The organism is Chlamydia pecorum E58, assembly GCF_000204135.1.
GTDB lineage: Bacteria > Chlamydiota > Chlamydiia > Chlamydiales > Chlamydiaceae > Chlamydia > Chlamydia pecorum.
Window position 1 is genome coordinate 907902 of sequence record NC_015408.1, and the last position, 13644, is coordinate 921545.

Genomic DNA, 13644 nt, shown 5'->3' on the forward strand with positions numbered 1-13644 from the left:
TTAGATAAACATTCCTTATCCCTTTACAAATCCTAATAATTCTAGGGAGTTCTTTCAGATTTCCCGAACAAAACTTGGAATATACAGAGTGTATCGACCTTCTTTCTGCTAACTTTTCATATTGTTAGATTAAGAGAGAACTTTTCTTAGTAGTTGACTTTCCAATCTAAAAAAAGAAGAAATCTCTCCCTAGAGCCATCCACAGGGAAACTTATGCCTTAAAAATATCGCTACAAAACTGTTTCATGAGCTCCTCTCCAGGAAAATTTCAAAAAAAGTTGTTTTTTTTTTTTTTATTTTGGCATAAGTTTCGAGGTTTATTTTTTTCTGTAAGGTTTGTAAAGGAAAATATCACATGACTCTGCCGGAAATTGCGCCTGTTTCCTCAACGAAAAACCGTTCTGATATTGCAGTTCCTAGCACGAACTCTTCTTCTGCAAACGCAAGTTCTCTCTTTATTTACGATATAGATCTCCATAAAAACCACTCTACAGAAGATGTTGTTAAGATTGGGAAGCAACTCCAAGATCAATTTTATAATATGAAGGAAAATAGAAATCTGTCATTTTCAGCCTCTCCCTCTCATCATTCTGGGAATTGGAAGACCTCTTTTCTTTATAACCTTGCACAACTTGTTGCGCAGATTTTCCCTAACACAATTGTTCCTGCAAAGATCCTTCCGAACACCACGGTAATTCCTCCACCTTCGGAACCTCAAGACCCTCAGGAGGGAGCGACCCAAGAAAATCCGATGGCTCCAGAGAAGAATCTTACTACAAAAGATCCTATTCCTATCGGGCCTACGCAAAAGAATCCTCTTCCAAAAATTAAACCCTTAATAAAAAAGAAACCCACTACACAAGAAAAAACCCCTTCTCAACACCAACCAAGAGTTTCCTCTGCGTCTTCTGTCCCTGAAAAAAAGAAGCCTTTTGTAGAGAGGGCTCCTATTCCTAGAGCCCTAAAAAGATTTCCCTCTGAGGTTTCTTCAGAAGAAGTTTCTAGAGTAAAAGAACCTAAGAAAAGCTCTCGACGTAAGCGAGCTTTAGAGCCTGAAGAATCGGATGATGTTGCCACCAGCACTCCGTATGACCTTACCCCAGAAACAATAGCAGAAAAACTAAAACTTACTCCAGAGCAGATAAAGTTATCCCAAGTCTCGCTAAACAACTTAAAAAAAGCAATTCGTCGCTATTTAAGTTTAAGTGAAGCTCTGGGAGAGAGGAATTCTAGAGTAGGGCAAGATCTTCTTGTTAAGCAGTCCACTTTTCTTAATAACATTCGTGTAAGAGCGAAATTGGAAGAGACTGCAGAGTACAAGCAGGTCATGACTACGATTAAAACAGAGTTTGATTCCCATCGTGTAAAGATTAACAAACACTTCCATGGAATTTGGATTGCTGGAGCGCCTCCAGATGGGACCGATGTATACATTAAAACATTTCTTCAAGCTTATAATGACTTTGATTTTTACTTTTGGGTAGATGGTCATGCCTACGCTGCAGCGAAATTTTCCTCCATGCTAAAGAAAATCGCTTTTGATTCTGCTGTTGCAGAGTTACGCAGTGCAACCTCCCAAGAAGTTAAAGATTTTGTTAAACAATATGATGAGCTTAAAGCGAACTATGAAATTGCCAACAACCGTGAGTTGAAACAAAGCTATTATGAAGCTTTACATAAGCTCTTCGAACAGTATCAAAAGATTAGTAAGGAAATTCGCTCAAATTTTGATGCCATGTTTCTTAAAAACATGGTGACTTCTCAGGATGGGTTTTTCAACTATTGTATCCTGAAAGGTCTCGGAACGACAAACGATGAAACACGTATAGAATACCTTCAAAACGTATTAAAGCTCCCAGAAGAAGATATCAAGCAATACAAAGATCTTATCGAAGCGAATAAAAAGAAAATCCAAGGTATCGTCGATAAAGTTAATAAAGATCTCGGTTCGGAAAAAGTCTTTATCAAAGACATTCGGGAGCTGCACTCCATGAAAGACAAGGTCAATACCTATAACTATGAGATGGAGATGCTTCTGCGTTGGAACTATCCTGCAGCATCAGACCAAACCAGAATGTACATGCTTAAGGAATACGGAGGAATCTATACAGACTTAGATATGATGCCTCAGTACTCTAAAGAAGTCACACAGATGATCATGGATATTGGAGGCAACCGTTTTTTTGAATCTCTCCCTATTAGAAGAGCGATTTCTGATGGCGTATTAAAGCTAGCAAATGGAGAGAGAGGTATTACTATAGAACAAATTAGTCAAGATATCGATATCTCAAAGCTCTTAAGAGACGATAGAAAGAAAGTCACCGAGCTTTTAAAGCAGATCGAAGAAAAACTTCCCGCTGTGACAAAAGCAGATAAGGCAAAATCTTCAAAAGACTCAGAAAGTGAAGAAGATAAAAAGAAAGACAAAGATGGCAAGGAAAAGGACAAGAGTAAAGAGGAAAGTGAAAAATCCAAAAATGGGGAAGACGGTAAAGATGGAGAAAAGGCTAAAGCTCAAGGTTCAGAAGGAGAGGGGGCAAAAGCTAAAGTTCCAGGAGATTCGGATACTAAATTCTCTCTTTTCCAAAGGATGGCTCCAGATTCTGTTCGAGACCTTATGCCAATTTTGCAAAGGTATCACAAGTGGAACACTGGCTGGAACGTCCGGGGATTAAATGGCTTGATGATGGCACATCAAGGTAGTGCTACTGTAGATGCTGTTATTGAAGGACAGCGCAGAGCCTATGATGAGCTCAAGGGATTGCGTGAGAGTGTATTAAGTGGGGAATATTTTAAAAAAATCGAAGATCTTAAAGACCTCGACCATAAAGCGCTTATTGGAGGCCACCTTGTTGAGAATTATCTTGGGGGCAGTCTCTTTTCTAACTTTAGGCAAGATACCATCATTGCTGGAGCCTTAAGTACCTTAGGGATTTCAGGGCCTGATTTAATTATGAAAGAGATGAAAGCATATTTTCGTAATCTAGGACCAATTGGAGAAGACTATCTTGATGGAAAGAGGTTAGCGAAAAAAGCGTTTTTAGGGGCTTATAATAAAATTATCGTAGAGGGGAAGGAGACCTATGACTGGCTGAATCCTATTTCTATTGGAGCGAATGATGTTACTCCTGCGGACGAGAGTACTTGGTGTGGAGTGAAGCAACGCTGCGTTGCAGAACTGTTATTTTCAGACGATTCAAAATTATCTCCGGAAAGGCCTAAAGGCATTACTCGTACTCAAGTAAACAAAGAAGATTTCACTAAGCTTTGGAAGGAAGAGTCTAAAAAGCGTTTACCCAAAGATCTCTTGGATAAATTTAATGCGTTAATTGAGGATTCAAACTTTGATATCCTAAAATTTTCCGAGCTCGATAGAGAGCTTTATACATTTTACAATCAGCTAGGAGATGATTTTGCTGCAAAGAACTCTATATTTTCTTTGCAAGTGCAGATGGCAGACCTTATTCGTGCGATGTCATTTCCTGTCTCTAACCAAGTCAATTTGTTTCTTAACTTCCACAATAACCTCAACCTAGACCTAGAAAAGTCTATAAAGCTCTATCTTCAAAGCCATACTCAAACCCAAATTGTTCTTTGGCATAGCACAATAAACGACAGGGTAATGTTCTTAAGAGACATCCTTTCTATCGTGGAACGTGATCGTCTCCTAAAAGAAAGTTTTTCCGATCCAGAAGAAACTCCAATATCAGAAGCGGAACAAAATCTCCTTTCAGAATGGTCGGAACTACAATCTAAAGATACCTTGGACATTCTAGGCTCCCAAGAGCAAGAGAAATTATTAGCCATTTCTTCTTTGATCTATGAAAGTGACGTATTGAGCTCGCGCGTCACACAAATCGAAAATAAACTCTCCTCTGGAGCATATTACTTAAGGTTAGAAGAAACCTTAGCTGGCTGGGCGTCACTGTCATCTCAAGATCTTAAGAAAAAGGTCATAGATTACATGAAAGCGACCATGGGAAAAGACCAGCATCCCGACCAGCAGAAACGAAAGCTTTTCGATGATCTTTATGAGCAAGGGTTTAAAAAGAGGATCGAAGAACCGATTAAGAAAATCCAAGAATTTATAAAGAAACTCCCAGAGCCAGAAAGGATCTTTCTTTTAAACATGGATAATTACCTCAAGAATGCGGAATTATTCTTGAATCTTGCTACTGAAGGCTATGCTTTTTCCGACCTTACGGAAATTTCTCGTTACCTTCTTGCAGAATATGGAATTTCTGGGATTTTTTCTGAAGGCAGTGTGTTTCCTGCGCCCTCAAATACCCTCGTAGACATTCTAAAAGCCACTCTAGGAGACGATTATGAAACTATGCATGATGTTCTTCCAACAATCTACTCCTGGCTCGCAGAAGATTACGATAGTAAAGAATCTCAAAAGTTCTTTAACGATCTCCCTGAAGATTTAAGAAAAAAATTAGAAGGAAAGACAGCAAAGAATTTACTTACACCTCCTATAGATACGCAAGTTTCTGGATGGGGAATGCGCTTTGGAATGGAAGGGGGGCGAGAAACTGAAAACACCATGACAAGTGTGAGCCCAGGATTCTTTAACGGGGCTTCCTATTCCATGAACCGCTATCTCTCAGCTTTGTTTTCTATCCATAGACGTATACAACTGGGCTCTCTAACTGAAGATTTTGTGAAGTATATATTAGAGTCTAAAGGAGCCTCATGTTTCCTACATGACAAAACTGCTATAGAAAAGCTTCTACAAGCCTCTAAAGAGAAAAAGTATCTTTCATTAACAGAGATTCACCAAACTCTTTCTAATCAGGTAAACTTAGCAGAAGCCTCAGCAAAATTGATGACTGTGGTTTTACCTGGAATAGGAAGAATTATTGAACGAGAAGGAGATTTCAGTCGTCCTCTTCTCACTACCATGACGGATTCTGTGGCTCTCCATTCCTATGATTATACTGGTGTAGGGCTAAGCAAGGATATCTTTTCTGTTCCTCATGAGGTTCCTACAACACAATCTGTAGTGGAACAGGCAAAATATACTCTCATTTCCTGGCCGGAGTTTTATCATAGCCTTTCTACATTATGGAGTGACCTTGCCAGACACTATGGCGCTGATGTTCTTTCTGCCCACCCACAATCATTCCTCTATGAAATAGAAGGGCGCTGTATGGGTTTGTCTATGCTCTATATGTCAGCTGAAAGTGCTGCTAGCTATAGACTCCTTCAGGAAAACCTCGAGACAGTCTCAGCGTTATTTCAAACTAAAGAACGAGAACATCTTCCCTTAACAAAGTCTGATCAAGATCTTCTCAATCGCTCACTTTCTTTAATCAACTGGCTACAATATCAAGGAAACCGCTTCCTTTTGGAGAAAAAAATCCTCACAGAAAAGTCCTGGAATATACAAACCTTAACGCACATCTTTGAAACGCAAAATACCAAAAGCCTACTGATTACTACTCCAACTCACACTCTGACGTTAAGTTTCATGGATTCCTTCTTTAGAGTTACGGACCCAAACTTTGGCCATGTAGACTTTCCTTCCATTGTAATGGCGCTTCACTTCATTGAGGAGATGGTGCAATCCTCTGATCTTATCAAGATGCGCTACGGGATTTCCAATGAGAAACCTATCTCTGAACAACTTAAAGTCTTTTTTCCTGCTACACAGGAGGCAAAAAATGCATGGTTCTCCTCCACAGATGCGGGTCTACTCTCTCACTATCAAGAGACCACCCTAGAAAAAATGCGTCAAAGGGGCGCTACCGTTATCGAAAGAATCCGAACTACCTGGGCAACCCTATATAAGATTGGCGGCTCAATTGAGCATAGGAGGATAGACGAAAATACCTCCAATAAAGACTTAGACCAAATGAAACTCAATGGAGATGTTTTAGAGGACTTCATATCTAAAAACGCATTAAGTGCTGATTTGGTGACATTAATTTTAACTCTTTTAGAAACTCGGGGAATTGAAGATGGAACCAAACACGTTAGTCCCTCGCTGATTGTTGAAACCCCTAGAGAAGCAGCTTCTTTACTAAAACTGATTCAAAGTTCCACATCAAAAACAAAAAGCGCCTTAAAGGGCTTCTTTTCAGATCTTTATAACAAAATAAAAACGAAGCAACTCGATGGAAAAACTCCTCCTAAAGTCACAATTCATGACGATGATAGTGTTTCTTTAGAATTTAAAAAAGGATCTTCCATAGAAAAAATTTCTTTCCCTAAAAGTACTTTTGTTTCTCTCTTTAGGGATTTTGGACAACTTGTAAATGGAGTTGGAGCCTCAGGAGTGACGGATCTTGAGCTCGGAATGAGCATCGTCTCTTTAGTGCAATATATCCGTTTAGTACAAGAAGGACGAGGAGACGAGCCTCTTGCCATTGCGAACCTCTTCCTTGATATGAAAGAACTCACGGAAATGACCTTGGGGTCTGTCCTTCAAGCATGTTATAAAAAATTTATCACTAGCGAGGGGATTGATGGCTTTCGGTTAGAGAATCTCTTAGCAGAGCAATTTCGAAAAGTTGCCACAAAGACTGGAGGAAAAATCGGGAATGCTTTCTCTAAAATTGCGACAGTGTTGGAACTTCCCGTTTTAGAAACACTTGTAGGAACATGGGACCTTGTCGATAGTATTCAAACACTTATACATTCAGATAACCGTCCTGATCGCGTGGGAGCAACCGTAGATGTCGCCTTTAATAGCATCACGCTAGGGATTACCCTAGCTTCCGTAGCTGCCCCCTCATTGATGCTAGCTGCAGGTCCCTTAGCTGCGATCGGAATGGGAGCAAGCGCTATCGCTCGTAACGTTGCCCTTCGTGAAGATCGACATGAGAAGTGGAAGGTATATAAGAAATTCCTAACAGATGGCAGTGCGCATATTCTCTTTGCTTCTCCTGAACGCCACCTTCTAGATTTTTCTGGAAACTATGTTTTAGGAAACTTCTACTTAGATCTTAGGCAAAATCCTCCCATTCTTAAGGGAGATCGCTCCTATAATTCCAATTGGAGGATAGGGAATAAGGCTGGCTGGACAGACTGGGAAATCAGAGATAAGATTGGCTACGCCTATAGGATGAGTCCCTCTTATGCCTTAGCTCAAGGACATGCCAATAGCTTTTGGCCTAGTAGCATTCCTGAAATCCCAGAGGGAGTCTATAGGACTGTAATTTTAGGCTATGGTGCTACCTATGAAGCTGTTACTGAAGTTGTTTATCTATCCAATCAAGTTGTATGGAGAGAAGCCATTATGGAGCAAACTTCTCGATACTATCAAGACCCCCTAAAAGCAAAGAATAGGGCAAGTACAGTCATAGGTGGAAATGAGCCTTTAACAGTGATTCCTACGCGTCTACTTGAAAAGGATACCAGGGAGACCCTCGACTTTGCTTCATCGTACAAAGACTATAAAATTACCCTTGTAGGAGGAAAAGGAGGCCTTACAGTTCAAGTAGGGGGTGCGGGGTACTATAACCTTACTGGAGATCCCCATGTAGATAACACCATCTCTTTCAGAGCCATTCCTCCTCCTTTTGGTGTGAATTTTAACCTTACTCTCTTAGAGCAAGATGTTCCCTTTATCCGTCCTAATGGAACCCGGGAGAACATGCTAAAGATCCTCCAGACAGGTTTTAATACAATTATCGGCTCAAGTAGTGGGAACGATACATTTGTAGGGAATATTGACACGAAGTTCTATGTCAGTCCTAAAGGGGGAACGATCTACTCTGGAGGGGGAGATGTAGAATACCACGTGCCGAAGCTTACCGCTCCTTTAAATATCTTTTTATCGAAGAACTCTACAAGCCACCTCATCATTACAGAAATGGATGCTTCCCATCTTAAGCCTGTCTCAGGGAGCTTAAGTCTTGCAAGCAACACCCAACTCTTAGATGAACAGCTCTCGGGAATCTATGTGTTTAATGAAGATAAAAGTACAAACTTCTCGCGTTGGGTAGATCATTACGAGGCACGCCTAGGGGATGGCCTGACTGTAGTTCCTGTTTATGTTATAGAGAAAGATAAGAAAAAAGAACCTCAAATTACCTTAGGAGTGAAGTCCTGCAACCTAGTAAAATGGCAGAAAAAACATCCCGAAGGGATTATCTCTCCTGAGTACGCACTTCGTTGGCTAACAAAAAGATCTTGGGAGATAGCTGCTGAAGTGAAGTTTACCTTAGAGCAAGGAACTGCAATCTACTTCAAAGAAAGTAAGAAGGTTACATATTATCCCGCTCCCTATACTACTTTGGAAATCTTCCAAGAACAAGATATCCGTGTGGTAATCCAAGGGTCTCAGGGGGATACTTATGTACTCTCTACAATCTACTACAGTGCACAAATCACTAAACAAACGGAGATATTCTTAGCGCACGATGATATTCTCTATCCGCAAATTCTCGATGTCAGCTCTATCATTCCCAAGACGATCATGGCAAAAAGATCCGGGATACAACAGATCGATATTGAGATTTCCTCTTCAGAGCATCGCCTTGCAGTGAGATTAACCTGGAAAGGGCCTCTTCCAAGCAAAAGTAAAATTAAAATCAATGATTCTACCCAAATCAGATTAGGATTTGTAGATTCTGAACTGACAAAATCTAAATATCCATATGCATGGAACGTAATCTATCATGAAAAAACCTTAATTCCAGAGAGGGTGGAAAATGTACGCAGTCTTAATAACACCGTCATTTTAATGTTGAGTGAGAACAAAAGAAAGAATGAACACCTCTTCGCGATAGAAAACTCTGAAGATATCAACATCAAAATGCACGGGCAAATGCAATCTGGCCACATCACAGGTGCGTATAAGGAAGATCTAAAAACCAAGATCTACTTCACTAAAAACCTAAACGAGTTTGACATCACTACAGATGCACATAAAACTAAATACCTCTTCTTTACGGACAACGATAAGAACACAGACACAGGGACAAACATCCTATTCTATAGCACCTTGTATCCTAAAATACTCTATGCTAAAGAAACCCCACTTTCACGATATTCACAAAGGGTCTGGTCTTCCTATGATGAGCTCAATGTAGAGAACACTTCATTATACTTGGAAAACTTCATCCGCTACGTTATCGATGAAGAGACAGATGCCCTATATAGACAGCTGCTATACGTACAGAATCTCGTTTCTATCCGCAATACAGATCTCCTCCTAAAGCTCTTTTACGTTAGACATACTAAAGGGATAGGTTCTGTCCTCATCACCTTTAAGAACTTCTTCGTAGATTCCATGAATGACATCTCCGAGAAAACCTTCTTAAAAGAAGCCTTACCGCTCCTTGCGGAAAATGCTCACAAGTTAATCAATCCTAAATATAGAGAGTTTCTTGAGTTAAGATTAGGGGATGAGACTTTAAACCTAGCAATTTTAGTTCAGGAGTTTAGTAGCAAAGAACATATTCTTCCTATGTCCCAGGATAAACACAAACTCCTGATCCCAGAAAAATTCCAAGAGATGGATTTGGCAGTATTAACTTATACTATAGATCCTAAAGATACTGAGTTACCCTCGACAACCTTATCTTTCTTAGAGGGGGCTTTAAAAGAATTCCGCCTTCCACTCCCCACCTCTCCGATAGGGTCATATTACCTAGATCCTGTAAGCGGAGATCTTTATGCAACACGGATCCTAATGAAAACCCCACAAACGAAAGCGTTTGTTATTACATTTAAAGGCTATAAGAAAAATAGAGAGGCGTTTTATCCCTTTGTGCTCACATCTATGCACACTCCAGAAATTAGCACCAGAAATGTTGGGACAGCACTGCAATTTTATGGCCCAGAATTGCGCCATATAGAATTTGGCTTTACAACACACCATACAGACAAAGGGGAGGATAGAGTTCAAGATAAAGCGATCTCCAGATCTCGTATGATTTTCTTTAACAACGACCAGGTTCTCCGCTATGACCCTTTAACGGTAAAGCAGTTCTTCTCACGTACAGATTTACTCATGGCGGATCTTAAAACACGAGCCAGGGAAGCTCATATTGATGATTTTAGCTTGCGCTCACAAATGTACGATAGCTACCTCTTAGAAGCAGCTATGCATTTAGATAAACCTGTTCCGAAATGGGAAATTTCTCCAAGTCTCCTGAAAGGAGCCATAACCTATTACAAATCTGAAGTCCCAACTTGGGTACGCTATCGCCTTAGAGCAGCCTCTAGAGTCAAGCTCCCAGCTAAAGGAGTAACCCTGTATCTTACGACATCACAAAATAACATCTTTAAAAAGAAACGATCGCAAGGGTTCGATATTTTCTATAGCTTTATAGGATTAGAACCCTTCCTTACCCCCCACGAGAAATCTGGAGATACCTCACTAAATCTTAAACAAGATGTGACACTCATAGTCAGGAAAATCGATGAAACGGAATATAACAAAAAAAGGATCTATATCGTTATGGAACTCGCCCCAGAAGAAACAGAAAAACTTAAAAACGATCCCAATGTTATAACGCTACCTATAAAAACTTAACGAATCTCAGGCATATTTTTCCCAAATCAAACCTAAAAAACTTCCCATGAAAGAGATACACAACTCAAACCTCAAACAGAAGTCGAGGGGACTTCTGAATCAGGGAAAACTAGTTTGCTATTACTTTCCAGGTACTTCCATATATCTAAGAAACATTGCAACTGAGTTTCAGTTAAAGGATATACTATAAATAAATCTTCTAAGTTTTTATTTAATCCTGCCCCAGTCCAGTTCGCTGAGCCACATATAAGAACTTTGGAATCTATACAACAAGCTTTTGTATGAAGAGTCTCCTCACAAGTTCGTTCATAAATACAGGAACGAATCTTCATGTCCTGAGTAATTTTTTGGAGTAGACAAGATTCTTTAGCATCAACAATTATTTTTATATAAACTCCTCTTAACAAAGCTTGTTCTAAACAAGATAAAATCTCTTTTTGATTTAAAGCGTATATAGAAATAAGGATGCTACTTTTAGCTTCATTAATCTCAGAAGTAATAAATCTATAGTTATCTCCACGACCTCTGACTCTAGTAATAGGATGATAAATTACTTGCTGATTTCCAACATTGACTGTTCCACGACGACCTCTAGAGACCATCTCATATAACATAGATCCTCGCATCCTTAATGTTAAATTCACATCTTTCTGTAAGGATAACTCAGTATAATTTGCACTACCAGAAATCACGAGGCTCTCGTCAACACAAAGAGTTTTTTTATGCAGTATTGCACTAGCATGTCTCTTCTCTAATACAATACTAGAACCTGCAGAAAGAGCTTCTATATTAGGAGATTCTTGATACTGAACACGAGTAGGAACATTTCTTGCTTGTTTAACAAGTGACAATATTATTTTTTCTGAAGAAATATGGTAAATTTTTAATAAAATCTGTTTTCTAGCGTCTTCAATAGCACTACAAATCATGCTTATAGGCTGGTTATATGTGTGTTGATGTGCAGAAAAAAGTCTTATTCTTTCTTCACTACTTCGTAATCTTGGTATGGCTAAACTAGATAATCTACTTTCAATATCTTCATGATGCCTATGCTGCTGATGGGGGCCTCTTTCTGTTTCCCTACTACGATGTCCATGATGTCCATGTATTCTAGACCTTTGATTAGATCCATGACGCCTATGATGATCTCTTGATCGTCTCGATACTTCTTCTCGAGACGATCTATGATGATCATCTCTTATGTAGGGATGATATCTTGAACCAGAAGGTCCCCCCCCCCCCCCAATACTACGTGTACTCATAACTTTCCAGTAAGATAGTTTGTTAAAAAAAACAAATTAATAAAAACTTAGAATAAAATTTTATAAAAACTAATTTTATTATTCAAAAAATAAAACAAAATTTTCTTTATATAAAGATATAATTAAGAATTCTGCAATACAAATTAAAAGAAGACCAGTCTCTTGATTTATAAAAACTCATGGTCTTCAAAGATTAAAATTTCTTGATAGAAAGCCTATATCTGTAATTGCAATTTAAGAAATCCATTTTATGGACCAAACACTACTCAAGACATAGGGAAAACACTGCTATTCTACGGAACAATTGCCCTGTATTTAGAAAATCGATGAGATAAAACTTTAAGAAAAATGCTTTGTTTATACTCTGACTGCAATAAGACTCTTCATAGCTTATGAGGTAACTTTAAGAAGAAGCTGAGGTCGGAGGTAATGAAGAGGAGGAAGTAGAAGGAAGTGCTGAATCAGGGAAAGCTGGTTCGCTTCTTTCTTCAAAGAATGCCCATGCTTCAGAGAAACACTGTATTTGACGTTCTGTTAGGGGAGAAACCACAAAAAAATCTTCTAAATTTTTATTTAATCCTGAACTAGTCCAGTTGGCAGAACCACACAAAAGAACTCGAGAATCTATGCAACAAGCCTTTGCATGAAAGAGGCCTCTATAATCTGCGTTATCTATTTGATCGTAAACATAAATACACGAACGAACTTTTTTACCCTGAGTAATGTTTTGAAGAAGAGAAGCTTCTTTTTTATCAGTAATGACTTTTACCTTAACTCCTCTTGTTATAGCTTGTTCTAAGCACATGAGAATCTCTAATTGACTGAAAGCATACATGGCAACAAGGATGCTACTTTTAGCTTCATTAATCTCAGAAGTAATAGGCAAATGATGATCTTTATATGCACGATGCCTGACTCTACTCAGAGGATAATATTTTACTATTTGGTCTCCTACATCTACGACTCCACGCGTATTGCTAGAAACAATATTGCACAATGAAGATCCACGCATTCTCAATGTGAAGTTAATATCTTGAATTAAAGAAGGGTCGGTATAATTTGCACTACCCGAAATCACAAGGCTATTGTCCACAAGAAGTGTTTTTTTATGCAAAATTGATCCACTTGCTCTCTTATCTAATACAATACTAGAGCCTGCAGTAAGGGCTGCCAAATTAAAAGAATCTTGATAATAAATACTAACAGGAACTTTATGAGATTGCTTAACTAAGGATGTTATGATTCTTTCTGAAGTAATATGATAAATTTTTAAAACAACCCGACTTCTAGCACCTTCAATAGCACTACAAATCATGCTTATAGGCTCATTATATGTTTGTTGGGCTGTAGAAAAAATCCTTATTCTTTCTTCAGTTCTTTGCAATCTGGGTATGGCTAAACTAGATACTCTGCTTTCAACATTCTCATCATGTCTATGCCCATAGCGATCTCTCCTTCTGCTCCCTTCACTATGATGTCCATCATCATGCCTGTATAATCTTATTCTCTCTGACCCAGAAGATCTATGATGAGAGTCCCTAGAACTTCTTGATACTTCTCTACTTCTTCTAGAACTCGATTTTTCTTCTTCTCGTGAGGATCGGTGATAGTGATGATGACTTCTTGAATACGGGTGGTGTCTTGAACTTCCCCCCCCCCCCCCCAATACTATGGGTGCTCATAATATCCTACTAAGAAAAAATAAAAAGTTAATTAAATTAATAGAATTATAAACAAATCGATTTTTTTATTAAAAAATAAAAATACATTTTGTTGTTCTTGAAAACAAGTTTTAATTTAAAAAACTAATTTTAGCTTCTAGAAAAGAAAACTGTATTCTTAATAACCTTTGTTCAGGGTAAAAATACACTCTGCGAATTTCTTACTAAAGAT

At 38.7% G+C, this 13644-nt stretch carries 3 protein-coding genes; 1 reads left to right on the forward strand and 2 read right to left on the reverse strand.

What is annotated here, in order from left to right:
• Window positions 1-355: 355 nt before the first annotated feature.
• Complete coding sequence (locus G5S_RS04125; RefSeq protein ID WP_013712944.1) at window positions 356-10489, forward strand: LifA/Efa1-related large cytotoxin; 10134 nt, start codon at window positions 356-358, stop codon at window positions 10487-10489.
• 71 nt (window positions 10490-10560) lie between these two features.
• Here the strand turns inward: G5S_RS04125 and G5S_RS04130 are convergent, their stop codons facing one another.
• Together G5S_RS04130 and G5S_RS04135 are read right to left on the reverse strand one after the other, a co-directional pair.
• The gene (locus tag G5S_RS04130; RefSeq protein WP_013712945.1) at window positions 10561-11751 is read right to left on the reverse strand and encodes a phospholipase D-like domain-containing protein; all 1191 of its coding nucleotides are present in this window, start codon (window positions 11749-11751) and stop codon (window positions 10561-10563) included.
• Between the two features lie 403 nt (window positions 11752-12154).
• Window positions 12155-13066: a phospholipase D-like domain-containing protein gene (locus tag G5S_RS04135; RefSeq protein ID WP_013712947.1), complete on the reverse strand. Its 912-nt coding sequence runs from the start codon at window positions 13064-13066 to the stop codon at window positions 12155-12157.
• Window positions 13067-13644: the final 578 nt, after the last annotated feature.

What these genes read in the sequence shown, in the direction of transcription:
- G5S_RS04125 (WP_013712944.1), top strand. Translation starts at nt 356, where the DNA reads ATGACTCTGCCGGAAATTGCGCCTGTTTCCTCAACGAAAAACCGTTCT.
- G5S_RS04130 (WP_013712945.1), bottom strand. Translation starts at nt 11,751, where the DNA reads ATGAGTACACGTAGTATTGGGGGGGGGGGGGGACCTTCTGGTTCAAGA.
- G5S_RS04135 (WP_013712947.1), bottom strand. Translation starts at nt 13,066, where the DNA reads ATGATTTGTAGTGCTATTGAAGGTGCTAGAAGTCGGGTTGTTTTAAAA.